This is a genomic window from Achromobacter ruhlandii (assembly GCF_002082135.1).
Lineage (GTDB): Bacteria > Pseudomonadota > Gammaproteobacteria > Burkholderiales > Burkholderiaceae_B > Achromobacter > Achromobacter ruhlandii.
In genome coordinates this window covers 927,427-953,146 of record NZ_CP017433.1, presented here as the reverse complement: position 1 = coordinate 953,146, position 25,720 = coordinate 927,427, and the positions used below count along the sequence as shown (strand labels likewise).

Below are 25,720 nucleotides of genomic sequence, written 5' to 3'. Positions count from 1 at the left end.
ACTAAGGGTATACCCGTGAATTTATGTAACAGTGCTTCAAAAGAAACGGGGCCGGTTTGATGTACGCTTGATCCCCGCCTTTCTGCCTCGAATTTCGGACTTTTCACATGCCCCTCTGGACCTGCAAGCCCCACGCCGAACTGACCCTGGCCGAGCTCTACGCCATCCTGCGCCTGCGCTCGGAAGTCTTCGTGGTGGAACAGGACTGCGTCTTCCTGGATATGGACGGCAAGGACCTGCAGGGACAGACGGAACACCTGATGGCCTGGGAAAACGGCGCGCTGCTGGCCTACTGCCGCCTGCTCGAACCCGCGCTGAACGACGGCCAGGCGGTCATTGGCCGCGTCATCACGGCGCCGGCGGCGCGCGGCACGGGCCTGGGGCACGAGCTGATGCGCCGCGCCAAGGACGAAGTGGCGCGGCTGTGGCCGGGCCAACCGGTCTACCTGGGCGCGCAGGCCAGGCTGCGCGACTATTACGCCGGCCACGGCTTCGTGCCGGTGACCGAGGAATACATCGAAGACGGCATTCCGCACGTCGGCATGCTGCTGCGCGAAGCGGCCTGATCGCCGCGCCCCGGGGCGCCCTGCCCGCCACGCCTGGCGGGCCCTCAATGAAAAACGCCCCTTGCGGGGCGTTATTCATGATGCCTTGGCGGCGGATTACTTGACCGCCGACACATCCATCTTGGCGGCCGTCTTGGACTGGATCTCGTCCACCGTCACGCCAGGGGCCGTTTCCAGCAGCTTCAGACCGTTGTCGGTGACTTCCATCACGCCCAGGTCGGTGATGATCAGGTCGACCACGCCCACGCCGGTCAGCGGCAGGTTGCATTCGGGCAGCAGTTTGATGTCCTCGGTGCCGTCCTTCTTCTTGGCCACGTGTTCCATCAGCACGACCACGCGGCCGACACCGGCCACCAGGTCCATCGCGCCGCCCATGCCCTTGACCATCTTGCCCGGGATCATCCAGTTGGCCAGGTCGCCCTTTTCGGAGACCTGCATCGCGCCCAGGATGGCCAGGTTGATCTTGCCGCCGCGGATCATCGCGAACGAGTCGGCCGACGAGAAGATCGACGAGCCGGGCAGCGTCGTGACGGTCTGCTTGCCGGCGTTGATCAGGTCGGCGTCGACCTCGGCGTCGGTGGGGAACGGGCCGATGCCCAGCAGGCCGTTTTCGGATTGCAGCCAGACCTCGACGCCCTTGGGAACGTGGTTGGCCACCAGGGTCGGCAGGCCGATACCCAGGTTCACGTAAAAACCGTCTTGCAGCTCGCGCGCGGCGCGCGCCGCCATTTCATCGCGGGACCATGCCATGTCGTGTTCTCCTTAGGCCGGGCGAGTGGTGCGTTGTTCGATGCGCTTTTCCGGATTGGCGTTCAGCACGATCCGGTGCACATAGATGCCGGGCAGGTGGATCTGGTCGGGGTCCAGGCTGCCGGTGTCGACGATCTGCTCGACCTCGACCACCGTGAACTTGCCGGCCATGGCCACGTTCGGGTTGAAGTTGCGCGCCGTCTTGCGGAACACCAGGTTGCCGCTGCGGTCGGCGATATGCGCCTTGACCAGCGACACGTCCGGCACCAGCGAGCGCTCCATCACGTATTGGTGACCGTCGAATTCGCGGATTTCCTTGCCGTCGGCGACGATGGTGCCCACGCCGGTGCGGGTGAAGAAAGCCGGGATGCCCGCGCCGCCGGCGCGCAGCTTCTCGGCCAGCGTGCCCTGGGGCGTGAACTCCAGCTCGAGTTCGCCCGACAGGTACTGACGCTCGAATTCCTTGTTCTCGCCCACGTACGAGGCAATCATCTTGCGGACCTGGCGGGTGTTCAGCAATTGGCCCAGGCCGAAGCCGTCGACACCCGCGTTATTGCTGATGCACGTGAGATCCTTGACGCCCGAATCGCGCAGCGCGGCGATCAGGGCCTCCGGGATGCCGCAGAGGCCGAAACCGCCCACGGCGATCATCTGGCCGTCCTTGACGATGCCTGCCAGCGCCTCCTGGGCGCTTGCAAAAACCTTGTCCATCGCTCCAACTCCTAGTTAAGGTCGAACTGAAGAGAGTCCGCCCGCCTGCCGGAGCGCATGCCTCGCGAGAGGCCGGCGATCCTGGGAGGACCCTGTTTGTACTTGGGACGCGGCTGCCGGCCTCGCGGCCCGGCGGCATCGCGGCCTGGCCCGATGCCTGCTGGTTCGCGGCGCCGAGGGTGGCGCGCCCTGTCATTCGTATTGTGTTCTGTGCGGGATTTTAACGGCATGGCCGACAAATGCGGGCGCCGTTTCAAACGCCGCATCGAAGTCGGACCGCCACCGCCCCCGCGCCTAGGCGGCCGGCTTGAACTGCGTGGCCATTTTCGCCAGCACTTCGGGCGGCCACGGAGCGGACGTATTGGCCACGTAGTCCATCCACACCAGCACATTGCGCCCGCGGGCGTAAGGGCCGCCGTCATCGCCGACCTTCTCGAGCAGCAGCTCAAATTCGGCGCTGGAACGGCCAATGCGCGTCACCTTGTGCGTCACCCGCACCGTCGCCGGATAGGTCAACGGGCGCAGGAAATCACAGGATGCGTGCGCCAGGATGGCGCCGTCGTCGGCCGGCAGTTCAAAGCCCGCGTCGTACAGGATCTGCATGCGCGCCTCTTCCATGAGGCGGAAATACAGGGTGTTGTTGAGATGGTTCAAGGCGTCGGAATCGCCCCAACGCAAAGGCAAATCCACCTGGTGGGTATCGCCCACCGCCAGAATCCGCGCAGACTGTGTGTCCGGGTTCACCAAATACTCCTGATGGCTGAAAGAAATGCGAAGACGTGCAAGGTCTCCGCCTGCAATACAATCGCCGATAATACTTCCAGCCATATATGGAATACATACGGGGAGCTTTGCAATGTCTGAACGCGAGTCGATGGAATATGACGTGGTCGTGGTTGGCGGGGGTCCCGCCGGCCTGGCCACCGCTATCCGTCTGAAGCAGCTGGCCGCTGAAAAGAATCAGGAAATCGGCGTCTGCGTCCTGGAAAAAGGCGCCGAACTGGGCGCCCACATCCTTTCCGGCGCGGTGATGGATCCGCTGGCGCTGACCGAACTGATTCCCGACTGGAAAGACAAGGGCGCCCCGCTCAATGTGCCCGTGACGCAGGACAAATTCCTGTTCCTGTCCGAGAACGGCGCGCGCGCCACTCCCAATTGGCTGCTGCCGCCCTGTTTCCACAATGAAGGCAACTACATCGTCCGCCTGGGCGACGTGGTCAAGTGGCTGGGCGAGCAGGCCGAGGCGCTGGGCGTCGAGATTTTCCCCGGCTTCGCGGCGGTCGAAGTGCTGTACGACGACAACGGCGCGGTGCGCGGCGTGGCCACCGGCGACATGGGCGTGGCCCGCGACGGCAGCCATACCGCCCACTACCAGCCCGGCATGGAACTGCACGCGCGCTACACGGTGTTCGCCGAAGGCGCGCGCGGCCAGCTCGGCCGCCAGCTGATCGAACGCTACAAGCTCGACGACGGCCGCGACCCGCAGGCCTACGGCATCGGCATCAAGGAAATGTGGGAAGTCGATCCGGCCCAGTCCAAGCCCGGCCTGGTGATCCACACCGCCGGCTGGCCGCTGGATTCCGACACCTACGGCGGCTCGTTCCTCTACCACCTGGACAACAACCTGGTGGCGGTGGGCATGATCGTCGGCCTGGACTACGCCAATCCCTGGCTGTCGCCGTTCGACGAATTCCAGCGCTACAAAACCCATCCGGCCATCCGCGGCACCTTCGAAGGCGGCAAGCGCATCGCCTACGGCGCGCGCGCCATCACGGCGGGCGGCCTGCTGTCGCTGCCCAAGCTGACCTTCCCCGGCGGCGTGCTGGTCGGCTGTGAGGCCGGCTTCCTGAACGCCTCGCGCATCAAGGGCAGCCATGCCGCCATCAAGTCCGGCAAGCTGGCCGCCGAGGCCGCGTTCGACGCGTTGGTGGCCGACCGCCGCCACGACGAACTGGCCGCGTATCCCGAGGCCTTCAAGAATTCGTGGCTGCACACCGAGCTGAACAAGGCCCGCAACTTCAAGCAGTGGTTCAAGAAGGGCCGCACCGTGGCCACGCTGATGACCGGCATCGAGCAACTGGTGTTCAAGGGCAAGATGCCGTGGACCCTGCGCCACAGCAAGCCCGATCACGCCTGCCTGCAGCCGGCCTCGCAATGCGCCCGCATCGATTACCCCAAGCCCGACGGCAAGCTGACCTTCGACAAGCTCAGCTCGGTGTTCATCTCCAACACCAACCATGACGAGAACGAGCCGGTCCACCTGACGCTGAAGGATCCCTCGGTGCCGGTGCAGGTCAACCTGGCCAAGTACGGCGGCCCGGAATCGCGCTACTGCCCTGCTGGCGTCTATGAGTTCGTCAAGGACGACCATGGCGAGGACCGCCTGCAGATCAACGCGCAGAACTGCGTGCACTGCAAGACCTGCGACATCAAGGACCCGACCCAGAACATCGTCTGGGTGGCGCCGCAAGGCGGCGAGGGCCCGGTCTACAGCGGCATGTAGCAGGCATCGGCGGCCATGGCTGAACGCGTGCTTTTCATCGGCTGCGGCGATCTCGGCCAACGCGCCGCGCGCCGCCTGCTGGCGCGCGGCGACACGGTCTACGCATTGCGCCGCCGCCCGCCGGCCGACGACGCCAGCGGCATCCGCTGGCTGGCGGGCGACATCAGCCAACCCGATAGCCTGCCGGCGCTGCCGGCTGGCATCACCCGCGTGATCCACGTCGCCACCGCCGGCGCGCGCGATCCCGCCGCCTATCGCGCCGTGTTCGTCGACGGCCTGAACCACGTGCTGGATGCGCTCGACACGCGCCAGGTCGAGCGCATCGTGTTCGTATCGTCCAGCGCGGTGTATGGCGAACATTGCGGCGACTGGGTCGATGAAGACACGCCGCCCGCGCCGCAAGGCTTCAACGGCCGCATCCTGCTCGAGGCGGAAGCGGCGCTGGCCGCGCGCGCGACCCCGCACACCACCCTGCGCTTCGCCGGCCTCTACGGCCCCGGCCGCCTGCAACTGATCGAACGGCTGCGGACGGGCATGGCCAGCGCGCCGCTCGAACCGCCGCACTGGGCCAACCGCATCCACATCGACGACGCCGCGGCCGCCATCGCGCACGTGGCGCTGCTGCCCGATGCGTTGCCGGTCTATATCGGCTGCGACGACACGCCCCTGCCGCTGCATGAACTCTATGCCGACCTGGCGCGGATGATCGGGGCGCCAGCGCCTGGCGACGGCCCCGCGCCCAAGGGGGTCGGCAGCAAGAAGCTCAGCAACGCCCGTCTGCGGGCCAGCGGCCTGGCGCTGCAATGGCCGGACTCGCGCGCTGGCTATGCCGCGCTGCTGGCGGACACCGCGCAGGCATAGTTCGACCAAGGCCGAATCGTCGCTGGCGCGAGGCGGTGATACTGGCTGTCCCTGATCCAGCCGCGCCGCCCATGTCCACGCCCTTCCCTACCGATCCGCTGCAGGCGGTCACGCACGCCGATCCCTACCCCTATTACGCCACGCTGGCCCGCGACCGCCCCCTCTACCGGGACACTCGGCTAGGCCTGTGGGTGGCCAGCGATCCAAGGCTGATCCGCGACATCATGCGCCATCCCGCCGCCCGTGTGCGCCCCCTCGCCGAGCCAGTGCCCGAGGGCATCGCCGCGGGTCCCGCCGGCCTGCTGTTCGGCCGCTTCCTGCGGATGAACGATGGTCCGCGGCAGCGCCGTCTCAAGACATTGTTCAGCGGCTTCCTGGCGCAACAGGCGCCGCTGGCCCCCGCGCCCGACTGGCAACGGCTGGACGTGGACGCACGCTCGGCCAGGGGCATCGACCGCTGCCTGCACGCCGCCCCGGTTTTTGCGCAAGCCTGCACCATCGGCCTGCCTGGCGCCGTGGCCGCGGAATGCGCACGCGATATCGGCGCGTTCCTCGCAGCCCTGCCACCCTCCGCCGCCGAGGACCGGACAGCGGCCGGACACGCGGCGGCCGAGCGCCTGCTGGCGCGCCTGCGCGCCCATTTGGACGGTCCCGCCGCCAGCCCGGCCTTGCGCGAATTGCGCATCCAGGGCACAGAGGCCGGCCTGGATCCGATGCTGCTGGCCGCCAACCTGGCGGGCCTGCTGTTCCAGGCCTGCGAAGCCGGCGCCGGCCTGCTGGGCAATGCGCTGCTGCGCGCCGCGCGCCTGGGAGCCGGAGCGGACCTGACGCGGGCGCAGGCCTGGGAAATGGTCGATGCGACGCTGCGGCACGACCCGCCCATCCACAACACCCGCCGCTTCCTGGCCGGCCCGATTGAACTGGACGGCCAGCGCATCGAGGCCGACGAAACCGTGCTGCTGGTGCTGGCCGCGGCCGCCATGGCGCAACCCGACGCGCACTGGACCTTCGGCGCACAGGGCCATGCCTGCCCGGGCCGCGACGCCGCACGGCGCGATGCGGCGGGCGCGCTCGTTCACCTGCTGAAGGCCGGCATCGATGGCGCCGCCCTGGCGGCGCGCTTTCGCTACCGCCCCCTGCCCAACGCGCGCATTCCCCAATTTGATTTCACCGAGGAGCCCACCCCATGATCGCCGTGATATTCGAAGTCGAACCCGCCGATGGCAACCCCGCCCCCTATCTGCACATCGCCGCGGGCCTGATCGATGAACTGAAGACCATTGACGGCTTCCTTTCGGTCGAACGCTTCCAGAGCCTGACGACCCCAGGCAAACTGCTGTCGCTGTCGTTCTGGCGCGACGAGGACGCGGTCAGGCGCTGGCGCTCGCTGGAATCGCATCGCCGCGCCCAGGAGGCGGGACGGGGCGGCGTGTTCGCCAACTATCGCCTGCGCGTCGCGCAAGTGCTGCGCGACTATGGCATGCGGGACCGCGACCAGGCGCCGGGCGACAGTCGCGCGCATCATGGCTGACGCCGCGTCTGTCCGTTACCATTGCAGCACCGCCGCTCCCGCCCGCCCCACTGCGCTGCAAGTCGACCTGGCGCGCCTGATCGCGCAGGACATCGCGGCCGCCCGGGCGCGGCCACGCGCGCGCCATCAGGCCAGATGGCGCGCCACGGCCTCGACCACCCGGCGCACGTCGTCGCGCGACACGTCCAGGTGCGTCACCATGCGGGTCGGGCCGCCATAGACAGCGCGCATCAGGATGCCGTCGGCCGCCAACGCGGCGGTCAGGGCCTCGCACCGTGCCGGCTCGAACTCCGCGAACACCATGTTGGTGTCCTGGCTCAACACCCGCACGCCGGCGATGGCGCGCAGGCCGTCGGCCAGCAGGCGCGCGTTGGCGTGGTCTTCGGCCAGGCGGTCGACGTTATGTTCCAGCGCATACAGGCAGGCCGCCGCCAGCACGCCGGATTGGCGCAGGCCGCCGCCCAGCACCTTGCGCCAGCGGCGCGCGCGGGCGATCAGTTCCTCGCTACCCACCAGCACCGAACCGACCGGCGCGCCCAGGCCCTTGGAAAAGCAGATCGACACCGAATCGAACGGCGCGCACAGTTGGGCCAGCGGCTTGCCACTTGCCACGGCGGCGTTGAACACGCGCGCGCCATCCAGGTGCGTGGCCAGGCCATGGCCGCGGGCCCAGTCGGTCGCCGCGCGCACGTAGTCGGCCGGGATCAGCTTGCCATGGAACGTGTTTTCCAACGCCAGCAGACGGGTGCGAGCGAAGTGCGGATCCCCTTCGGGCTTGAGCGCCGCCGCCAGCTTTTCCAACGGCAGCGTGCCATCCTCGGCGTGTTCGATGGGTTGAGGCTGGATGCTGCCCAGCACCGCCGCGCCGCCGCCTTCGTACTTGTAGGTATGCGCCTGCTGGCCCACAAGATACTCATCGCCACGCTCGCAGTGCGCCATCAGGCCGGCCAGATTGCTCTGTGTGCCCGACGGAAAGAACAGCCCGGCGGCCTTGCCGGCACGTTCGGCGACGGCTTGCTGCAGCTGGATGACGGTGGGGTCATCCCCCATCACATCATCGCCCAACGGCGCGCTGACCATGGCCTGCAACATGGCCGGGGACGGCCGGGTGACGGTATCGCTGCGCAAATCGATCATGAAACTTCCTTGGAGGAAAATGGAATCCGGTACTGCACGGGCCGGTCAGCCCGCGCGCGCGGCGGGCGCCGCGCGGCTCACGACAAAAATGCCGGCGAGAATCAAGGCCATGCCGCCCAGCTCGACCGGCGACGGACGCTCGGACAGCACCGCCCACGCCATCAGCATCGCCACCACCGGCACGCCCAGGCTGGACAGGCCGGCAATCGAAGCCGGCACCCGCCGCACCACCTGCAGCCACAACAGCCAGCCGGCGGCCGTGGCGATCAGGACGATATAGACCATGCCGGTCCACAGCTGCCAGCCCCACTGCGCCGGAATCTGCGGCACCAGCCACGCCACCGGCGTCATCACCAGTCCGCCAAACAGCATCTGCCAGGCCGTGAAGGTCATCACATCGGGCGCGTGACGCTCGAACAGGCGCTTGGACAGCACCGTGCCCACGCCCCAGCACAGGCCGCTGCCCAACCCCAGCAGCACCGGCCGCATCTCGCCCACCCCGTGCCAGGGTTCGATGAACAGCACCAGGCCGATCGCGGCCAGGCCGATGCCGACGCCGTGGCGGGCCGTCGGCCGCTCGCCCAGCAGGCCCCACGCGAACAGCACCACCCAGAACGGCATGGTATAGGCCATCAACGACACCTTGCCGACACCGCCGGATACCAGCGCGGTCTGCACGAAGCCCTGGAAACCGGCGGTCTGGGTCAGGCCGATCAGCAAGGTCAGCTTCCAGGACGGCAGGCCCAACGGCCGCCGGGTGGCGGCGGCCAGCGCGAACAGCACCAGCGCGCCGGTCACGTAGCGCAGCGCCACGAAATCGAACGGACCGATGTACGGCACGATCAGCTTCATCGCGATCCAGCTGCCCGCCCACACGAGGATGGTGCTGAACATCAGGGCCAGCCCTGCGCGATCGAAACTGCTGCGGCTCACGGCGGCGTCTCCAGTGAAAGTGACGAAGAAAAAAACGACGATGCCCATGCCGGCAAACCGGCATGGGCATCTCGCATTATGCTCCCGTCGGGCGGGCAACCGTCCACGCCGTCCGCATGACGGACGGCGCGCGCCGCGTCACAGCGGCTTGGACAGCTGTTCCAGGATGGCGGGGTTTTCCAGCGTGGACACGTCCTGCGTCACTTCCTCGCCCTTGGCGACCACGCGCAACAGGCGGCGCATGATCTTGCCGGAGCGGGTCTTGGGCAGGTTGTCGCCGAAGCGGATGTCCTTGGGCTTGGCGATCGGGCCGATTTCCTTGGCCACCCAGTCGCGCAGCGTCTTGGCGATGGCCTGCGCCTCGGCGCCTTCGGGACGGGCGCTCTTGAGCACCACGAAAGCCACCACGGCTTCGCCGGTGGTGTCATCGGGACGGCCGACCACGGCGGCCTCGGCCACCAGTTCGTGCGCGACCAGCGCCGATTCCACTTCCATCGTGCCCAGGCGGTGGCCCGACACGTTGAGCACGTCGTCGATGCGGCCCATGATCCAGAAGTAGCCGTCCGCATCGCGCTGCGCGCCGTCGCCGGCCAGGTAATAACCGCGCAGCTCCGACGGGAAGTAGCTCTTCTTGAAGCGCTCCGGGTCGCCCCAGATGTTGCGGATCATCGCCGGCCACGGACGCTTGATCACCAGGAAGCCGCCGTTGCCCTGGTCGACGTCGCCGCCGGTTTCATCGACGATGGCGGCGGCGATGCCCGGCAGCGGCAGCGTGCACGAGCCCGGCTTGGTCGGCGTGGCGCCCGGCAGCGGCGTGATCATGTGGCCGCCGGTCTCGGTCTGCCACCAGGTGTCCACGATCGGGCAACGCTCGCGGCCGACGTGCTTGTGATACCACATCCAGGCTTCGGGGTTGATGGGCTCGCCCACCGTGCCGATGATGCGCAGGCTATCCAGGTCGTATTTGGACGGATGGGTCTCGGGCGCGGCCTCGGCGGCCTTGATCAGCGATCGGATCGCGGTCGGCGCGGTGTAGAAGGTGGTGACCTTGTGGCGCGCGATCATGTCCCAGAAGCGGCCGGCGTTGGGGAACGTCGGCACGCCCTCGAACACCACCTGCGTCAGGCCGGCGGCCAGCGGACCGTAGGTGATGTAGGTATGGCCAGTGACCCAGCCCACGTCGGCCGTGCACCAGTAGACGTCGTCCTTGCGCGCGTCGAAGGTCCACTTGACGGTCAGCAGCGCCCACAGCAGGTAGCCGGCGGACGAGTGCTGCACGCCCTTGGGCTTGCCGGTCGAACCGGAGGTGTACAGGATGAACAGCGGATGCTCGGCATTGACCGGCACCGGCTCGCAGGTGTCGGCCTGGCCGGCCTCGACGTCGTGCATCCAGAGATCGCGGCCTTCGTTCCAGGCCACCTTGCCGCCGGTGCGGCGATAGACGATGACGCGCTTGACGGCTTCGCAGCCGCCCATGGCGATGGCGTCTTCCACCGCCGGCTTGAGCGGAATGGTCTTGCCGCCGCGCACCTGCTCGTCGGCGGTGATGACCAGCGAGGCGCCCACGTCGACGATGCGCTCCTGCAGGCTCTTGGCCGAGAAGCCGCCGAACACCACCGAGTGCGTCACGCCCAGGCGGGCGCAGGCCTGCATCGCCACCACGGCCTCGATCGACATGGGCATGTAGATGATGGCGCGGTCGCCCTTCTTGTAGCCCAGCTTGGCGATGCCGTTGGCGAAGCGGCACACGCGCGCCAGCAGTTCGCGGTAGGTGACCTTGGTGACCTTGCCGTCGTCGGTCTCGAAGATGATGGCGGTCTTGTCGGCGTTGCCGTTGGTCAGGTGCACGTCCAGGCAGTTGGCCGAAACGTTCAGTTCGCCGTCGCCGAACCAGCGGTAGAACGGCGCGTTCGATTCGTCCAGCACCTCGGTGAACGGCTTGGTCCACTGCAGGTTGTCGCGCGCCTGGCCGGCCCAGAAGCCGTCGAAATCCTTTTCGACCTGCGCGCACAGCGCGTTGTACGCGTCCATGCTGGGAATCGCGGCGCCCTGCGCCGCGCGCTCGGGCGGCGGGAACACCCGGGTTTCCACCAGTACGGACTCAATAGCATTCGACATGATCTTGTCTCCAATCTGTGATTCTGTTGTTGATGCCGCTTTTATCTGACTGCCCACTCGCAACCGTATCGCCGCGCTCTTACGGGCACCTTACGCAAAATACGGGCCATAAGCCCGTATCCCGCGGGAACGCGCGCCAAACATGGCGGCAACGGCATCGACAACTGACAGCGCAATACGCAACCCGCCGGACATCGCGCCGCCATCAGGCGCAGCGATGTCCGGGACTTCATAAGAATATCAGTTGCGGCGAACACCCGCGCCGTCAGGCGGCGCGGCGCGCCAGGCCCCGCGCCATGTCCACGCGCGACAGCAGGATCAGGCCGCCGACAAAGAACAGCCCGGTGACCAGGATGGCCAGGCGGTGGTTGCCATGCGTGGCCCAGGTCACCAGGCCGTAGGTCAGCGGGCCAATGACCGCGGCCAGTTGCACCGCGAATGTCCACAGCGAAAAGAATTCGGCCAGGCGTCCGGCCGGCGCCAGCGCGCCGGTCATGGCGCGGCCCGCGCTCTGCGTCGTGCCCATGCACAGGCCGGCCAGCGTCGCGGCCACCCAGAACACCGGCGCCGTCACCGCGGCGTAGGCCACCAGCACCATCAGGATCCAGCCGCACAGCGTGATCGCCAGCGCCGGCTTGTGGCCGATGCGGTCCTGCACATAGCCGAACGAGAACGCGCCGGCCGCGGCGCCGATATTGACGGTGAACACCAACAGCATGATCTGCGGCGTGGTGAAACCCATGACCTCCGAGGCATACACCGCCGCAAGCGTGATCACCACCGAAATGCCGGCCTGATAGCAGGCGATGCACATCAGCAGGCGGCGGAACTCGGGAAAGTGCTGGCCGGTCTCGCGCCAGGCATAGGCCAGGCGCTTGAGCATCGCCAGCGCCGCCTGCGGCTCGCCGGAAGGCCGCGCGCGCTCGCGCAATATGAAGAACGACGGCAGCGCCGCCAGCGCGAACACCGCACAGGTCACCAGGATGACACGTGGCACGAAATGCTCGGCGTCGAGCCCGTCGGCCTCGGCCAGCTTCACCACCACCAGCGACAGGCCCAGCGTGAGCATGCCGCCGCAGTAACCGAAGCTCCAGCCCCACCCCGATACCCGGCCCAGCGCGGAGGGCTTGGCCAACTCGGGCAGGAACGCCGCCACCACGGACTCGCCGACGCAATAACAGTAGTTGGAGATGACGATGGCGGCCAGCGCCAGCCATACGTCGCCCGGCCCCGCCTGGGTCAACACCAGCGTGGCGGCCACGCAGCCGATGGTGCTGCTGTACAGCAGGCGCCGCTTGCCGGCGCGGGCGTCGGCGCGCGCGCCCAGCGTGGGCATCGTCAGCATGATGAGCAGATAGGACAGCGACAGCGCCGCGGTCCAGGCCAGCGTGGCCCACGGCGCGCGGCCGCCGACCACGCCGACGAAATAGGTGCTGAACACCGCCGTGAGGATCACGGTGGTGTAGCCGGAATTGGCGAAGTCGTACATGGCCCAGGCCCAGACTTCGCGCTTGGCCACGCCGGGGTTCAGCGGACTCCTGTCCGCCGCCCCGCCGGCGGAGACGGCGGGGCCATCGGGCGCCTGCCGCGGCGTTTCCTGGCTCACAGGCCCAGCGCGGCGATGCCAGCCTGGGCGATCTGGGCGTCTTCGGTGGACTTCACGCCCGACACGCCGACCGCGCCCACCACGTGGCCGTTGGCCACGATCGGCACGCCGCCTTCCAGCATGCCTTCGATCAACGGCGCCGACAGGAAGGAATAGCGGCCATTGTTGATGATCTCTTCGTAGACGCGCGACTCACGGCGCCCCAGGGCCGCGGTCTTGGCCTTGGCCGGCGCGATGTGCGAGGAAATGGGCGCGGCGTCGTCCAGCCGCAGCATGCCCAGCAGGTGGCCGCCATCGTCCGACACGGCGATGGTGACGGCCCACTTGTTCTGCAGGGCGTGTGCTTCGGCCGCGGCCAGGATTTTCTTGACGTCTTCGGCGCTCAGCACGGGTTTGGTATTCATTGCAGCGACTCCTTGATCTGTTCCAGGGCGGTGGGGTCTTCGATGGTGGTCAGGTCGCCGGGATCACGGCCTTCGCATACCGCGACAATGGCGCGGCGCAACACCTTGCCCGAGCGGGTCTTGGGCAAGGCGCCCACGAACCGGATCCGGGCCGGTCGCGCCACCGCGCCCAGCTGATCTTCCACCAGCCGCATGATATCCGCTTCCAGCTGCTTTGCGCCCTCCGGCGTCTCCGCCGTGGCCGGATTCTTCAGCACGGCGAAGGCCATCGCCACCTGCCCCTTGAGTGCATCGGCCACGCCCACCACCGCGCACTCGGCGATGCCGCTGTGGCTGTTGACCGACTCCTCGATCTCGCGCGTGCCCAGGCGGTGGCCGGCCACGTTGATCACGTCGTCGGTGCGGCCCAGGATGAACCAGTACCCATCCGCGTCGACCAGGCCCCAATCGAAGGTGGAATACACCTGGCGGCCCGGGATCGACGTGAAGTAGGTCTGCACGAAGCGCGCGTCGTCGCCCCAGATGGTCGACATGGCGCCCGGCGGCAGCGGCGGCACGATGGCTACCACGCCCTTCTGGTCGGGGCCCAGGTCCTCGCCGCTGGACTCGCTGACGATGCGCGCATCGAAGCCATAGACCGGGAACGACGGACTGCCGAAACGGGTCGGCACCTTTTCCACGCCCGGCTGTGCCGACAGGATCGGCCAGCCGGACTCGGTCTGCCAATAGTTGTCGATGATGGGCTTGCCCAGCCCTCCGGAAATCCACTGCGCGGTGGGTTCATCCAGCGGTTCGCCGGCCAGGTACACCGCCCGCAGCGAAGACAGATCATGCTTGCGCAGCATGGCCGGATCCTGGCGCTTGAGCACCCGCACCGCCGTCGGCGCCGAAAACAATGTGTTGACGCCGAACTGTTCCACCAGCTTCCACAGGATGGCCCCGTCCGGCCGCACCGGCGTGCCTTCGTACAGCACGGTCGCCTGGCCGCCGATCAGCGGGCCATACACAATATAGGAGTGCCCCACCACCCAGCCGATGTCGCTGGTGCAGAAGAACGTATCGCCGGCCTTGCCGTCGAACAGGTACTCCATCGACGAAGCCAGCGCCACCGCGTAACCGCCGGTGTCGCGCTGCACGCCCTTGGGTTTGCCGGTGGTGCCGGACGTGTACAGGATGTAGCTGGGTTCGGACGACTCCAGCCAGGCCACCGGCACGCGGGCGCCGCGCTGGGCGGCGCGCAGCGTGGCGTAGTCCAGGTCGCGCCCGGGCACCGGCTCGAACGGCGCCAGGCCGCGGTCGAACACCACCACGGAAGCCGGCGGCGTCTTGCACAACCCCAGCGCCCGGTCCAACAAGGGCTTGTACGGCACCACCTTGCCCGCGCGCGAGCCGCCGTCGGTGCACACCACCACCTTGGGCGCGGCATCATCGATGCGCTGCGCCAGGTTGACCGAGGCAAAGCCGCCGAACACCACCGAGTGCACCGCGCCGATGCGCGCGCAGGCCAGCATGGTGAAGACCGCCTCGGGCACCATCGGCATGTACAGCAGCACGCGGTCGCCGCGCCCCACGCCCAGGTCCTGCAGCATGGCCGCGGCCGCATTCACCTCTTCATAGACGTCCTGGCGGGTATAGACACGTTCGCGCTCGACCTCGGTCGAGACCCAGATCAGGGCCGGCTTGTCCGCCTGGGTCGGCAGCCAGCGGTCGACGGCGTTGTAACAGAGGTTGGTCCTGCCGCCCACGAACCACTTGGCGAACGGTGGCCGGGAAAAATCCAGGACCGACTCGAACGGCGTCTCCCAATGCACGCGGTCGGCCTGCTCGCGCCAGAAGGCCTCCCGGTCGTGTACCGAGCGGTAATGGAAATCCCGGGTTTTTTGCATTTTTGTCTCCTGTTATTGTGCATACGCCTTAAGGCTGATTGCTTTCTTTTTGAATCCTTCGGTCATTTTGGTAGGCAAACCTTGCACCAGGCTTGCCGCAAGTCAAAAAATTCTGCCACGCGTCTACGCCGCACGGGCGCCGGGCTGGTTACAGTAACGAACCAGTCTTAAAAGTTTGGTAGAATCCCCCGCAAGTTGTAGACAACATATCAGTTGGTTCGCTGCTTGATTCCCGCTATTCAGGTGTTTTTTAGCGTTTTTGACGCTTTATTACCCGGAAAATGCGAAACAGGCGGCAACCTTCCCTAGGCGAATGCATCGACACTCCAAAAGCGCGCGACTGAATTCATCCTCTGGCCAGGCAAACCGCGGTCTGCGTTTGCTGGCGCTGGCGGCGTGCGTCGCGGGTCTGGCGGGTTGTGCAAGCACCAATCAAAAGTCCACCGCCTATACGTCCGAGATCGATCCGTACGAGACGGAATGGGTCGCCACCGCCGATGACCCCATCGGCATGCTGGTGGTGCAGAAATTCAAGCGTGAACGCCAGCGCAGCCACAGCGGTGTCAACAGCGACAACGCCATGGTCAGCGAAGCCCTGAACTACCTGGGCATCCGCTACCGCTTCGGCGGCAACTCCCCCGATACCGGTTTCGATTGCAGCGGCCTGGTGGCCTACACCGCTGAACGCTCGCTGGGCCTGAAGCTGCCCCGCAACGCCGCCGAAATCGCACAACAGGGCGTGTCCATCGACAAGAACGAGCTCAAGGCCGGCGATCTGGTCTTCTTCAACACCATGGGCCGCCGCTATTCGCATGTCGGCATCTATCTGGGCGACGACCGCTTCGTGCACTCGCCCAGCTCTGGCGGCGTGGTGCGCGTCGAAAACATGACCATGGCGTACTGGTCCAAGCGCTACAACGGTGCCCGCCGCATCGACACCAGCCTGGTGGCCACGGCCCGCGCGGCCAACTGATTCCTGCCATTCTGACCGGCCGGCCTGGCCTGCGCCATCGTCCGAACGGCACGATCCGCGCACGCCGCCGCGCGGCCTGATCCAGACAGCAAAACGCCGCCGGACTTGCCAGTCCGGCGGCGTTTTTCATTCCTCTTCGCGGCGCGGGGCCGCAGGCCTGTTCGGCCTCCCCAGTTTTCAGTGTTGGTGGCGGCTCGGCACGATGTCAGTGGACCGCGGCTCCGGCGGCGCCCGCGCACAGCCCGCATTGCTGCAGGGCCTGCTGCATGCTGCACACCGAACGGCGACAAGCCACGACACGGATACCGCCGCGCTGCGCCGCGTTGCGGAAGGTCTTCATGACGTTATGCCCCAGGAAGTCGGTCAACAGGATAACCAGCTGGGTGCCCGAGGGCAGCTGCAACGTCTTCTTCTGATGCGAGGGATCACGGCCACTGATGTGGTGCGTGATCGAAATGTTGTGTCCTTTGAGCAGATCCGGGATGTTGCCGAGCCTGTCGGCCCCCACTACCACTGCACTCAATCCTGCCGTCATGTTGAACCTCACTGGGTCGTTGAGACTGGATGTAATGATAATGATTCCTATTTTTTAGTCAACTCAAATGAGATCAGTTCTTATTTAATTATTTTTATGAGCTCATGGAAAGGGATAGCGAGCGGCCCCTTTCTTCGCGCTTCCCCGCGCCCTGGACGGACAACGGGCAAGAAAAAAGGCGGTCTCCCGAACGAAGAACCGCCTTGGCTCGACACGCCGCCGCGCTTATTTCGGCACGCCCTGCACCGCCTCGGTCACCACCGCGCGGGTCAGGGACGGGGCCAGCATTTCCAGGAAGGTGTACACGTAGTCGCGCAGGAACACGCCGGCCTTGACGCCGACGCGCGTGGTGTGGGTGCCGAACAGATGCCCCACGGGCAGCCCGACCAGGCTCGAATCCCGTCGCGGATCGTAGGCCACCCCGGCGATGATGCCGATGCCCAGGCCCACGTCCACGTAGGTCTTGATCACGTCGGCGTCGATGGCTTCGAGGACGATGTCCGGGTGGATGCCCTGATTGGCGAAGACCTCGTCGATCGTGCTGCGGCCGGTAAAGGCGCGGTCATAGGTCACGATGGGGTATTCCGCCAGTTGCGCCAGCGACAGGCGCTTGGCGGCGCTGGAAGTCAATTCGGCCAACGGATGGTCCGGCCGCACCACCACGGTGTGCTCCCAGGCATAGACCGGCAGGGTCGCCAGGCCGGGCGTCAATGCCAGCGACTCGGTCGCCAGCGCCAGGTCGGCCTGCTCGTGCAGCACCATCTCGGCCAACTGCGCCGGGCTGCCTTCGGCCAGCGACAGGTGTACCTTGGGGAACTGCTTGCGGAACGCCGGGATCACGCGCGGCAGCAGGTAGCGCGCCTGGGTGTGGGTGCAGGCGATCACCAGGCCGCCTTCGTCGCGGCGGGCGAATTCGTCGCTGACCTTCTTCAGATTGTCGACCTCGCGCATGATGCGGTCGATCACCTGCGACACGGCCAGGCCGGGCTTGGTCAGCCCTTTGATGCGCTTGCCGTGGCGTTCGAAGATCTTGATCCCGAGTTCATCCTCGAATTCGATGATGGCCTTGGATACGCCCGGCTGTGAGGTATAGAGCATCCGGGCGGCTTCGGTCAGGTTGAAGTCGCGCCGGATGGTTTCGCGCACAAAACGAAATTGCTGCAGGTTCATGAATTGGCCCCTGATAGACGGGCCAATTATAAGTAATAAAGACGCCTTATTATATAACTTATTAATATAAGCTTAGGACAAGGCGTCCCTCTTTCAGCGCATCGAGATCGTGGTGTTCACGGTCTTGGCATGGGCCGACCAGCGCGCCGTGACGGTCTTGGTCTGGGTCCAGAACTGCACCGCCTGCTTGCCGTTGGGACCCAGGTCGCCCAGCTTGGAGCCGCGCGAACCGGTGAAACTGAACCACGCCACCGGCACCGGGATCGGCACGTTGATGCCGACCTGGCCGACGTCGATGTTGTTCTGGAAGTAACGCGCCGCGCCGCCGTCCTGCGTGAACAGGGCAACGCCGTTGCCGTTGGGGTTGCGGTTGATGAATTCCACCGCCTCTTCCAGCGTTTCCGCGCCGACCACGCACAGCACCGGACCGAAGATTTCCTCGGTGTAGATGGTCATGTTCTCGGTCACGCCATCGAACACGGTCGGGCCGACGAAGTTGCCCTGCTCGAAGCCGGAGACCTTCAGGTTGCGGCCGTCCAGCAGCAGCTTGGCGCCTTCGTCCACGCCCTTCTGGATCAGGCTTTCGACGCGCTTCTTGGCGTTCGGCGAGACCAGCGGGCCCAGGTCGGCGGCGCGGTCCATGCCCGAATTGACCTTGAGTTTCTTGGCGCGCTCAACGAAATCGGGCAGCCAGTTGCGGGCTTCGCCCACCAGCACGGCCACCGACGAGGCCATGCAGCGCTGGCCGGCCGCGCCGAAGGCCGCGCCCAGCAATTGGTTCAGCGCCACTTCCGGATCGGCGTCCGGCAGGATCACGCAGTGGTTCTTGGCGCCCATCATCGACTGGCAACGCTTGCCGGCCGCCGAAGCACGGTTGTAGATCTCGGTGCCGACGCGGGTCGAACCAATGAACGACACGGCCTTGATGTCGGGATGCTCGCACAGCCCGTTGGCCGTTTCCGGACCACCATGCACCACGTTCAGCACGCCCGGCGGCAGGCCGGCTTCCAGCGCCAGCTGCGCCAGGAACAGCGACGAGCTCGGGTCCTGCTCGGACGGCTTGAGCACGAAGGTATTGCCGCAGGCCACCGCGATCGGGAACATGAAGCACGGCAGCATCACCGGGAAGTTGAACGCGGTGATGCCCGCGCACACGCCCAGCGGCTGGATCAGCGTGTAGACGTCGATGCCCGAAGCGGCGTTCTCGGCGTACTCGCCCAGTTGCAGATTGGCGATCGAGCAGGCGTGCTCGACCACTTCCAGGCCGCGGCCGACTTCGCCTTCGGCGTCGGGCAGGGTCTTGCCATGCTCGCGGGTGATCATCTCGGCCAGCTTGGCGGTGTTGGCGCGCAGCAGTTCCTGGAACTTCAGCATGACGCGCATGCGCGCGCCCTGGCCGCTGTTGCGCCAGGTCTTGAAGGCTTCCTTGGAATTGGCGATGGCCTCGTCCAGTTCCGCGCGCGTGGCGAACGGCACCTTGGCCACGACTTCCTGGGTGGCGGGGTTGATCACGTCGCGCCATTCGGTGGTCTTGGACTGCACGAGCTTGCCGCCGATCAATAGCGGAACGCGGGGGACTTCACTCATTTGATGCTCCTCACACTGCATAGTCGATGCGGATGGATTCCGCGTTCTTGGATCTCGCGCGCGCGCCGCCGGGCGAGCCCTGGCGGCGCGCCGCGCCTTACTTCTGCACCAGCGGGCAGGCCGAATCGGCCAGCGGCTGGAAGGCCTCGGCCGCCGGAATGGTGGCCACCAGCTTGGAATAGTCCCAACCACCCTTGGACTCGGATGGCTTTTTCACTTCGTACAGATACATGTCGTGGATCACACGGCCGTCGGGGCGGATCGAAGCGTTGCGCATGATCGGGTCCTTGATCGGCAGTTCGCGCATCTTGTCGGCCACCACCTTGCCGTCGGTGCTGCCCGAGGCCGCCACCGAACGCAGGTAGTGCAGCACGCTGGAGTACACGCCGGCCTGCGTCATGGTCGGCTTCAGGCCGCGGAAGGCCTTCTCGAAGCGGGTCGACCACTGGCGCGTGGCGTCGTCGTAATCCCAGTAGAAGCCGTCCACGTACGACAGGCCCTGGGCGCTCTCCAGCCCCAGCGCGCGCAGGTCCGACAGGAAGATCAGCAGCGACACCAGGCGCTGGCCGCCGGCCACGATGCCGAACTCGCGCGCCTGCTTGACCGCGTTGACGGTATCCTGGCCGCCGTTGGCCAAGGCCACGACCTGCGCCTTGGAGCTTTGCGCCTGCAGCAGATAGGAGGCGAAGTCCGGCGCGTTCAACGGATGCCGCACGCTGCCGGCGACGGTGCCGCCCAGCGCCTTGACCGCCTTGGCCGTGTCGGCCTCGAGCGAATGGCCGAAGGCGTAGTCGACGGTGATGAAGTACCAGGACTTGCCGCCCGCCCTGACCGTGGCCTTGGCGCCGCCGGCGGACTGCGAATAGGTGTCGAACATCCAGTGGAATCCGACCGGCGAGCATTCCTTGTTGGTCAGCGCCGTGGTGGCCGGGCCGGAGAACATCACGACCTTGTTCTTTTCGCGCGCGATGCCCTGCACCGCCAGCGCCACGGCCGAATTGGTCAGGTCGGCGATGGCGGTGACGCCGTCGCGATCGAACCATTCACGCGCCTTGGCCGCGCCCACATCGGCCTTGTTCTGGTTGTCGGCCGACACCAGCTCGATCTTCATGCCCTTGCACTCGGCCGCCAGGCAATCGTCGATAGCCAATTGAGCCGCCGCCACCGAACCGGGCCCGCCCATGCCGGCGTAGGTGCCCGACATGTCGGTCAGGATGCCGATCTTCACCGGCGGTTTATCCGCCGCGTACGCCTGGCCCAACAGCGCTGCGCCCAGACACAAGCCTGCGGCCAGCCCGCGTGCGTGCAATTCCATGGATTTGTCTCCTGAGTTTTATGCGTTATGGGGCCGTCTTCGCGACCCGCGGCTCCCGGAGCATTACCCCCAGGGCTGCCGACCCAGTGTAGATGTGTGAAAATCAACAAGCAACACCAGAAATGCACATTCCTTGTGCATCAATGCACAATCAATGCGGGGACGAAAAACATGCTGGATTGGGACAGCCTGCGGTATTTCCTGGAGGTCGCGCGAACCCAGCGCGTCAGCGCCGCGGCGCGCAAGCTGGGCGTCGAACACACCACGGTCTCGCGCCGTATCCGCGCCCTGGAAGCCGAATTGGACACGCTGCTGTTCGAGAAATCGCGCAGCGCCGGCTTCGTGCTGACCGAGGACGGCCAGCGCCTGTTCGTACACGCGGAGCAGATGGAGAGCACGGTGCACAGCGCCCGCGAGACGCTGTCCGGGATCGGCCAGGCGCTGTCCGGCCACCTGCGCATCGGCGCCACCGAGGGTTTCGGCAGCTACGTGCTGACGCCGCTGGCGGCCGATTTCCAGCGGCGCTATCCGCACATCACGCTGGACATCCTGCCGGTGCCGCGCTTCGTCAGCCTGTCCAAGCGCGAGGCCGACCTGGCCATCACAATCGAACGGCCCCAGCGCGGGCCCTACGTGTGCAGCAAGCTGTGCGACTACACGCTGCGCCTGTACGGCACGCCCGAGTACCTGGCGCGCCATCCGCCGATCCGCGGCCGCGCCGACCTGGCCGGACACAGCTTCATCGGCTATGTCGACGAATTGCTGTTCAGCGAACGCCTGCGCTACCTGGAAGACCTGTTGCCGGCCAGCCGGGTGGTGTTGCGCAGCACCAGCGTGGTGGCGCAATACCATGCGGCGCTGCAGGGCCAGTCGCTGGCCATCCTGCCCTGCTTCATCGCGGCGCAGGACCCCAGGCTCAAGCCGGTGCTGGAAAAGGAAGTGGAGATCACCCGCTCGTTCTGGATGTACTGCCACGAAGACCTGCGCAAGCTCAAGCGCGTGACGGTGCTGTGGGAGTTCATCCGCAAGTCGGTGCTGAAGAACGCCGACCTGCTGGCCGGCAAGCGCGGCACGATGAAATACCTGCCCTGAAGCCGGCAGCGGCGGCGCGGGTCAGGCCGCGCCGACGGCCAGGCCTGGCAGCGGGACGCCGTGGCTGGCGGCCCGTCCGGCATGTCCCCGCGTCCCTGGGGCGGGCCGCGGGTCGGGCCGCTAGCTGTTCTTGGGCGCCTTGACGCGCAGGCGGCGCATCAACAGGAAGGCCGTGAAGGCGGCCACCACCAGGTGGATCGCCACGGTGCCGACGCCGAAACTGAGCTTGCCGTTGGAAATCCAGGCGCACGACAGGTTGATCAGGTTCATGTACAGCAGGCCCACCAGGCCGGCGATCAGCAGGTCGCCCGAACGTCCCAGGCGCGGGTTGACGGCGCCCAGCGGAATCGCCAGCAGCGCCAGGTTCAGCGCGGCCAGCGGCAGCGAGATGCGCCACATCACCTGCGACCAGCTGCTGGTGGTGTTGTCGGCCATCAGCTGCGGGGTGGTGCGCGCCTTGGCCGAGCGTTCGGCGGCGGCGCGCGCGGACGCGACCGGGTCGTCGCCGCCCTTGCTTTCCAGGCGCAGCCCGTATTTATCGAAGTGCACCAGGCGGATCTCGGGCGTACCTGGCTTCAGGTCGTAGCGATGGCCCTCGCCCAGCACCAGGAAGCGGTCGCCGTTGGGCAGGGTTTCGCTGTGGGCGCTGCTGGCGGTCAGGACGCTGAGCCATTCCGGCCCGGTCTCGCGCGCGAACACGTTGCCCAGTTCGTCGGTCGGCTTGGCCGGATCCTCGGCGAAGAACACGCGGTTGCCGCCCGCCGATTCCGCGAACTGGCCCGCCGTGACCTTGGACAGATCGGAGCGCTGTTCAAAGCGTTCGTGGTATTCGCCGATCTGCCGATAGGCCCAGGGCGCGGCCACCAGCGTCAGCCCGGCCACCGCGATGGCCACGGGAATGGCGACGCGCAGCACCGGCTTGAGCCAGTCCGCCAGCGACAGGCCGCTGGCGAACCACACCACCATCTCGGATTCCCGGTAATTGCGCGTGACCGTGGTCAGCACCGCAATGAAGACCGACACCGCCAGGATGGTCGGCAGGGCCGTGATGGTGGACAGCGCGGCCAGCACGAGCACGACGTCCGCCCCGATGTTGCCGCCCGCCGCCTCACCGAGCAGGCGCACCAGCAGCACGCTGAGCCATACGATGAGCAACGTGGAAAAGACAACGCCAGCGTGACTGGTGATCTCGCTGACGACAGAGCGTTTGAATAGAGACATGGGAGAATATGCGGGATAATCGACCGCATCATACAGACGCACACGGGAAACCCTCATGGAATTTAGCACACAGACCACCGCTTCCCTGCACCAGATCAAAACCGCCGCGCTGGCGGTCGGGGTCTACGCCGACGGCGTGTTGAGCCCCGCGGCCGACCTGATCGACCGCGCCTCCAACGGCGCCGTGCGCGCCGTCGCCAAGAACGAGTTCCGCGGCCGCGCTGGTTCCACCCTGGTGCTGCGTTCCCTGCCGGGCGTGGCGGCCCAGCGCGTGGTCCTGGTGGGACTGGGCAAGCAGGATGAATACGCTGCCCGCGCCCACGCCTCGGCGGAACAGGCCTTCGCCGCCGCCTGCGTCGCGGCCCAACTGACCGAAGGCGTGTCCACCCTGGTCGCCAACCCGATCGCCGACGTGCCCCTGGTTGCCCGCGCCCGCAGCGCCGCCATCGCCGCCGGCAGCGTCACCTATCACTACGACGCCAGCTTCGGCAAGCCCGACCGCGACGCCCGTCCCAAGCTCAAGAAAATCGTGCAGATCGTCGAGCGCGCGGACGCCGCCCAGGTCCAGAAGGGCCTGCGCGAAGGCGCCGCCATCGCCAACGGCATGGAACTGACCCGCACCCTGGGCAACCTGCCTGGCAACATCTGCACCCCCACCTACCTGGGTGACACCGCCAAGCGCCTGGCGCGCGAATACAAGTCGCTCAAGGTCGAGGTCATGGACCGCAAGCAGGTCGAGGCGCTCGGCATGGGCTCGTTCCTGTCGGTGGCGCGCGGCTCCGAGGAAGCGCTGCGCTTCATCGTCCTGCGCCATGCCGGCAAGCCCGCCAAGAAGGGCGCCAAGACATCCGAGGGCCCGATCGTGCTGGTCGGCAAGGGCATCACTTTCGACGCTGGCGGCATCTCGCTCAAGCCCGCCGCCACCATGGACGAAATGAAGTACGACATGTGCGGCGCCGCCAGCGTGCTCGGTTCGTTCCGCGCCCTGGCCGAGCTGGAACTGCCGCTGGACGTGATCGGCCTGATCCCGGCCTGCGAAAACCTGCCGAGCGGCAAGGCCAACAAGCCGGGCGACGTGGTCACCAGCATGGCCGGCCTGACCATCGAGATCCTCAACACCGACGCCGAAGGCCGCCTGGTGCTGTGCGACGCGCTGACCTACGCCGAGCGCTTCAAGCCGTCCACCGTGATCGACATCGCCACCCTGACCGGCGCCTGCGTGGTGGCCCTGGGCCACGTCAACACAGGCCTGTTCACCAAGGACGACGCGCTGGCCGAGGCCCTGTCGGCCGCCGGTCGCCAGGCGCTGGACACCGCCTGGCGCATGCCGATGGATGACGCCTACCAGGACCAGCTCAAGTCCAACTTCGCCGACCTGGCCAACATCGGCGGCCCCCCGGCCGGCGCCGTCACGGCCGCCTGCTTCCTGTCGCGTTTCACCAAGGCCTACCGCTGGGCCCACCTGGACATCGCCGGCACCGCCTGGAAGAGCGGCAAGGACAAGGGCGCCACCGGCCGTCCCGTGCCGCTGCTGATGCAGTTCCTGCTGGACCAGGCTTGACCCCGCACGCACGGAAACCGGCATGACGCGCATCGACTTCGCCTTCGGCGCGCCCGACCGCCTGCGCATGGCCTGCCAGGTGGTGCGCAAGCGCTACCTGGCGGGGCAACGCTTGGTGGTGTACTGTAAAGAAGGCTCGCGCCTGGCGGCCTTCGATCGCATGTTGTGGGCCTTCGACGACACCTCGTTCGTGCCGCACGTCCTGGCCAATGACCCGCTGGCGGCCGAGACGCCCGTCGTCCTGACCGCCGGCGATCCGCAGCAGGCGGCGCAGGCCGCCGGCGACGGCCCTTCGCCCTGGCTGCTCAATCTCGACGACAACTGCCCGCCGGGCTTCGAGACCTTCGAGCGGCTGCTCGAGATCGTCTCGGACGATCCCGACGACAAGCAGGCCGCGCGCCAGCGCTGGCGCGTCTATCAGGGCGCCGGCCACACGCCGCAAAGCCACGACCTGAGCCAACGGCAGCCGGGCGCCTGACCGCCCTCTCCGCCTCCCGCGCCGCCCCCGGCGGCGCCATCTCGACCCTCGGGAGCCCCCATGCCCCACCGCCCTTCCGACCCCGGTATCCCCACCCTGACCCAGCGGGCCGAGCCGACGCTGTCGCCGTCCACGCCGCCGGACATCGCGCCGCTGACCAATGTGGCGAGCGGGCGCGAATCCGCCCATGACAGCGACGCCTTCCCCCTGCTGACCGACATAGCTCGGCGTGACGACGCCTTTCCGTTGCTGACGGACGTCGCCCGGGATGACGACGCCTTCCCGCTGCTGACCGACGTCGCCCGGGATGACGACGCCTTCCCGCTGCTGACCGACGTCGCCCGGGATGACGATGCCTTCCCGTTGCTGACCGACGCCGCCCGGGATGACGACGCCTTCCCGTTGCTGACCGACGCCGCCCGGGATGACGATGCCTTCCCGCTGCTGACCGATGTCGCCCGGCACGGCGCCGACGCGCCGCTTCCGGCTGAAGCGACCGATACGCCCGCCCTGCCGTCGCCCGCCGCGGTGGTCGCGCCAGCCGCCCCGGCCGCCGCATCGCCGCAGGCCTCGGTGCTGGCCGCCCGCCTGCAGGCGGAAGTCGAACAGGTCATGCGCCAGGCCCTGGCCGACGCCATTGAACAGATCCAGGCACGCATGGACGAGGAACTGCCGCGTATCGTGGCGCGGGTGATGCAGGACGTCAGGCCCGGTTGAAACCGGCTTGACCATCCCCATAACAGGGTCATGCCTGCCCGCCCTGCGCGCTAATGCTTCCGAAA

Annotated in this window: 24 protein-coding genes; 10 read left to right on the top strand and 14 right to left on the bottom strand. The window is 67.0% G+C overall.

Going from position 1 to position 25,720, the window contains the following annotated elements; genetic code table 11:
- The first annotated feature begins 107 nt into the window (after window positions 1-107).
- On the top strand, window positions 108-566 hold the full coding sequence (locus AruCF_RS04355; RefSeq protein ID WP_049072222.1) for a GNAT family N-acetyltransferase: 459 nt from the start codon (window positions 108-110) through the stop codon (window positions 564-566).
- A 96-nt stretch (window positions 567-662) separates the two neighbouring features.
- Here AruCF_RS04355 and AruCF_RS04350 read toward each other — a convergent pair whose 3' ends face one another.
- From AruCF_RS04350 to AruCF_RS04340, 3 genes are all read right to left on the bottom strand, one after another.
- Window positions 663-1,316 (bottom strand): CoA transferase subunit B, encoded by a 654-nt coding sequence (locus tag AruCF_RS04350; RefSeq protein WP_049072221.1) that lies wholly within the window; start codon window positions 1,314-1,316, stop codon window positions 663-665.
- Between the two features lie 12 nt (window positions 1,317-1,328).
- A complete protein-coding gene (locus tag AruCF_RS04345) occupies window positions 1,329-2,027 on the bottom strand; it encodes a CoA transferase subunit A (RefSeq protein WP_049072219.1) in 699 nt (232 codons plus the stop codon).
- Between the two features lie 294 nt (window positions 2,028-2,321).
- Window positions 2,322-2,771: an acyl-CoA thioesterase gene (locus AruCF_RS04340; RefSeq protein ID WP_049072218.1), complete on the bottom strand. Its 450-nt coding sequence runs from the start codon at window positions 2,769-2,771 to the stop codon at window positions 2,322-2,324.
- 112 nt (window positions 2,772-2,883) lie between these two features.
- Here AruCF_RS04340 and AruCF_RS04335 point away from each other — a divergent pair, with 112 nt between their 5' ends.
- From AruCF_RS04335 to AruCF_RS04320, 4 genes are all read left to right on the top strand, one after another.
- Window positions 2,884-4,530: an electron transfer flavoprotein-ubiquinone oxidoreductase gene (locus tag AruCF_RS04335; protein ID WP_059269547.1), complete on the top strand. Its 1,647-nt coding sequence runs from the start codon at window positions 2,884-2,886 to the stop codon at window positions 4,528-4,530.
- A 15-nt stretch (window positions 4,531-4,545) separates the two neighbouring features.
- Window positions 4,546-5,391 carry an NAD-dependent epimerase/dehydratase family protein gene (locus AruCF_RS04330; RefSeq protein ID WP_049072215.1) on the top strand — a complete coding sequence of 282 codons (846 nt, stop codon included), beginning with the start codon at window positions 4,546-4,548 and terminating at the stop codon, window positions 5,389-5,391.
- Between the two features lie 71 nt (window positions 5,392-5,462).
- Complete coding sequence (locus AruCF_RS04325) at window positions 5,463-6,581, top strand: cytochrome P450 family protein (protein ID WP_049072214.1); 1,119 nt, start codon at window positions 5,463-5,465, stop codon at window positions 6,579-6,581.
- The gene (locus tag AruCF_RS04320; protein WP_049072213.1) at window positions 6,578-6,922 is read left to right on the top strand and encodes an antibiotic biosynthesis monooxygenase family protein; all 345 of its coding nucleotides are present in this window, start codon (window positions 6,578-6,580) and stop codon (window positions 6,920-6,922) included. Before AruCF_RS04325 ends, AruCF_RS04320 begins: the two co-directional genes overlap by 4 nt.
- A gap of 126 nt (window positions 6,923-7,048) precedes the next feature.
- Here AruCF_RS04320 and ltaE read toward each other — a convergent pair whose 3' ends face one another.
- The 6 genes from ltaE to AruCF_RS04290 form a co-directional block, all read right to left on the bottom strand.
- Entirely contained in the window at window positions 7,049-8,059 is a 1,011-nt protein-coding gene (ltaE, locus tag AruCF_RS04315) for a low-specificity L-threonine aldolase (RefSeq protein ID WP_049072212.1), read from the bottom strand.
- 45 nt (window positions 8,060-8,104) lie between these two features.
- Window positions 8,105-8,992 carry a DMT family transporter gene (locus AruCF_RS04310; protein WP_144419086.1) on the bottom strand — a complete coding sequence of 296 codons (888 nt, stop codon included), beginning with the start codon at window positions 8,990-8,992 and terminating at the stop codon, window positions 8,105-8,107.
- 138 nt (window positions 8,993-9,130) lie between these two features.
- Window positions 9,131-11,110 (bottom strand): acetate--CoA ligase, encoded by a 1,980-nt coding sequence (acs, locus tag AruCF_RS04305; RefSeq protein WP_049072210.1) that lies wholly within the window; start codon window positions 11,108-11,110, stop codon window positions 9,131-9,133.
- Between the two features lie 265 nt (window positions 11,111-11,375).
- Complete coding sequence (locus AruCF_RS04300) at window positions 11,376-12,716, bottom strand: MFS transporter (protein WP_049072208.1); 1,341 nt, start codon at window positions 12,714-12,716, stop codon at window positions 11,376-11,378.
- Window positions 12,713-13,120: a heme-binding protein gene (locus AruCF_RS04295; protein ID WP_049072207.1), complete on the bottom strand. Its 408-nt coding sequence runs from the start codon at window positions 13,118-13,120 to the stop codon at window positions 12,713-12,715. The genes AruCF_RS04300 and AruCF_RS04295 overlap by 4 nt, the downstream gene beginning before the upstream one ends.
- Window positions 13,117-15,006, bottom strand: coding sequence for a propionate--CoA ligase (locus AruCF_RS04290; RefSeq protein ID WP_049072206.1), 1,890 nt, complete (start codon window positions 15,004-15,006; stop codon window positions 13,117-13,119). The genes AruCF_RS04295 and AruCF_RS04290 overlap by 4 nt, the downstream gene beginning before the upstream one ends.
- Window positions 15,007-15,319: 313 nt before the next feature.
- On the opposite strand from AruCF_RS04290, the gene AruCF_RS04285 reads away from it, so the two are divergent.
- Window positions 15,320-15,979, top strand: a complete 660-nt coding sequence (locus tag AruCF_RS04285) for a C40 family peptidase (protein WP_049072205.1) — start codon at window positions 15,320-15,322, stop codon at window positions 15,977-15,979.
- 205 nt (window positions 15,980-16,184) lie between these two features.
- Here the strand turns inward: AruCF_RS04285 and AruCF_RS04280 are convergent, their stop codons facing one another.
- From AruCF_RS04280 to AruCF_RS04265, 4 genes are all read right to left on the bottom strand, one after another.
- Window positions 16,185-16,514, bottom strand: coding sequence for a DUF2325 domain-containing protein (locus tag AruCF_RS04280; protein WP_006389316.1), 330 nt, complete (start codon window positions 16,512-16,514; stop codon window positions 16,185-16,187).
- Window positions 16,515-16,739: 225 nt separating this feature from the next.
- Window positions 16,740-17,684 carry a CysB family HTH-type transcriptional regulator gene (locus tag AruCF_RS04275; protein WP_049072204.1) on the bottom strand — a complete coding sequence of 315 codons (945 nt, stop codon included), beginning with the start codon at window positions 17,682-17,684 and terminating at the stop codon, window positions 16,740-16,742.
- A 93-nt stretch (window positions 17,685-17,777) separates the two neighbouring features.
- On the bottom strand, window positions 17,778-19,271 hold the full coding sequence (locus AruCF_RS04270) for a CoA-acylating methylmalonate-semialdehyde dehydrogenase (protein ID WP_049072202.1): 1,494 nt from the start codon (window positions 19,269-19,271) through the stop codon (window positions 17,778-17,780).
- A 97-nt stretch (window positions 19,272-19,368) separates the two neighbouring features.
- Window positions 19,369-20,586, bottom strand: coding sequence for an ABC transporter substrate-binding protein (locus tag AruCF_RS04265; RefSeq protein ID WP_049072200.1), 1,218 nt, complete (start codon window positions 20,584-20,586; stop codon window positions 19,369-19,371).
- Window positions 20,587-20,757: 171 nt separating this feature from the next.
- Between AruCF_RS04265 and AruCF_RS04260 the strand changes: the two genes are divergently transcribed.
- Window positions 20,758-21,678 carry a LysR family transcriptional regulator gene (locus tag AruCF_RS04260; RefSeq protein ID WP_049072197.1) on the top strand — a complete coding sequence of 307 codons (921 nt, stop codon included), beginning with the start codon at window positions 20,758-20,760 and terminating at the stop codon, window positions 21,676-21,678.
- 120 nt (window positions 21,679-21,798) lie between these two features.
- Here the strand turns inward: AruCF_RS04260 and lptF are convergent, their stop codons facing one another.
- Window positions 21,799-22,899, bottom strand: coding sequence for an LPS export ABC transporter permease LptF (gene lptF, locus AruCF_RS04255; protein WP_083036555.1), 1,101 nt, complete (start codon window positions 22,897-22,899; stop codon window positions 21,799-21,801).
- 55 nt (window positions 22,900-22,954) lie between these two features.
- On the opposite strand from lptF, the gene AruCF_RS04250 reads away from it, so the two are divergent.
- The 3 genes from AruCF_RS04250 to AruCF_RS29750 are packed head-to-tail and all read left to right on the top strand — an operon-like array spanning window position 22,955 to window position 25,655.
- A complete protein-coding gene (locus tag AruCF_RS04250; RefSeq protein ID WP_083036554.1) occupies window positions 22,955-24,460 on the top strand; it encodes a leucyl aminopeptidase in 1,506 nt (501 codons plus the stop codon).
- Window positions 24,461-24,482: 22 nt separating this feature from the next.
- A complete protein-coding gene (locus tag AruCF_RS04245; protein ID WP_049072187.1) occupies window positions 24,483-24,938 on the top strand; it encodes a DNA polymerase III subunit chi in 456 nt (151 codons plus the stop codon).
- Window positions 24,939-24,998: 60 nt separating this feature from the next.
- On the top strand, window positions 24,999-25,655 hold the full coding sequence (locus AruCF_RS29750; protein ID WP_049072185.1) for a hypothetical protein: 657 nt from the start codon (window positions 24,999-25,001) through the stop codon (window positions 25,653-25,655).
- Window positions 25,656-25,720: the final 65 nt, after the last annotated feature.

Excerpts from the sequence above, each read along its gene's own strand:
- AruCF_RS04285 (WP_049072205.1), top strand. The coding sequence starts at position 15,320 with ATGCATCGACACTCCAAAAGCGCGCGACTGAATTCATCCTCTGGCCAG.
- AruCF_RS04335 (WP_059269547.1), top strand. The coding sequence starts at position 2,884 with ATGTCTGAACGCGAGTCGATGGAATATGACGTGGTCGTGGTTGGCGGG.
- AruCF_RS04320 (WP_049072213.1), top strand. The coding sequence starts at position 6,578 with ATGATCGCCGTGATATTCGAAGTCGAACCCGCCGATGGCAACCCCGCC.
- AruCF_RS04250 (WP_083036554.1), top strand. The coding sequence starts at position 22,955 with ATGGAATTTAGCACACAGACCACCGCTTCCCTGCACCAGATCAAAACC.
- ltaE (WP_049072212.1), bottom strand. The coding sequence starts at position 8,059 with ATGATCGATTTGCGCAGCGATACCGTCACCCGGCCGTCCCCGGCCATG.
- AruCF_RS04280 (WP_006389316.1), bottom strand. The coding sequence starts at position 16,514 with ATGACGGCAGGATTGAGTGCAGTGGTAGTGGGGGCCGACAGGCTCGGC.
- AruCF_RS04330 (WP_049072215.1), top strand. The coding sequence starts at position 4,546 with ATGGCTGAACGCGTGCTTTTCATCGGCTGCGGCGATCTCGGCCAACGC.
- AruCF_RS04290 (WP_049072206.1), bottom strand. The coding sequence starts at position 15,006 with ATGCAAAAAACCCGGGATTTCCATTACCGCTCGGTACACGACCGGGAG.
- AruCF_RS04265 (WP_049072200.1), bottom strand. The coding sequence starts at position 20,586 with ATGGAATTGCACGCACGCGGGCTGGCCGCAGGCTTGTGTCTGGGCGCA.
- AruCF_RS04355 (WP_049072222.1), top strand. The coding sequence starts at position 108 with ATGCCCCTCTGGACCTGCAAGCCCCACGCCGAACTGACCCTGGCCGAG.
- AruCF_RS04245 (WP_049072187.1), top strand. The coding sequence starts at position 24,483 with ATGACGCGCATCGACTTCGCCTTCGGCGCGCCCGACCGCCTGCGCATG.
- acs (WP_049072210.1), bottom strand. The coding sequence starts at position 11,110 with ATGTCGAATGCTATTGAGTCCGTACTGGTGGAAACCCGGGTGTTCCCG.
- AruCF_RS04275 (WP_049072204.1), bottom strand. The coding sequence starts at position 17,684 with ATGAACCTGCAGCAATTTCGTTTTGTGCGCGAAACCATCCGGCGCGAC.
- AruCF_RS04295 (WP_049072207.1), bottom strand. The coding sequence starts at position 13,120 with ATGAATACCAAACCCGTGCTGAGCGCCGAAGACGTCAAGAAAATCCTG.
- AruCF_RS04260 (WP_049072197.1), top strand. The coding sequence starts at position 20,758 with ATGCTGGATTGGGACAGCCTGCGGTATTTCCTGGAGGTCGCGCGAACC.
- AruCF_RS04270 (WP_049072202.1), bottom strand. The coding sequence starts at position 19,271 with ATGAGTGAAGTCCCCCGCGTTCCGCTATTGATCGGCGGCAAGCTCGTG.
- lptF (WP_083036555.1), bottom strand. The coding sequence starts at position 22,899 with ATGTCTCTATTCAAACGCTCTGTCGTCAGCGAGATCACCAGTCACGCT.
- AruCF_RS04345 (WP_049072219.1), bottom strand. The coding sequence starts at position 2,027 with ATGGACAAGGTTTTTGCAAGCGCCCAGGAGGCGCTGGCAGGCATCGTC.
- AruCF_RS29750 (WP_049072185.1), top strand. The coding sequence starts at position 24,999 with ATGCCCCACCGCCCTTCCGACCCCGGTATCCCCACCCTGACCCAGCGG.
- AruCF_RS04350 (WP_049072221.1), bottom strand. The coding sequence starts at position 1,316 with ATGGCATGGTCCCGCGATGAAATGGCGGCGCGCGCCGCGCGCGAGCTG.
- AruCF_RS04325 (WP_049072214.1), top strand. The coding sequence starts at position 5,463 with ATGTCCACGCCCTTCCCTACCGATCCGCTGCAGGCGGTCACGCACGCC.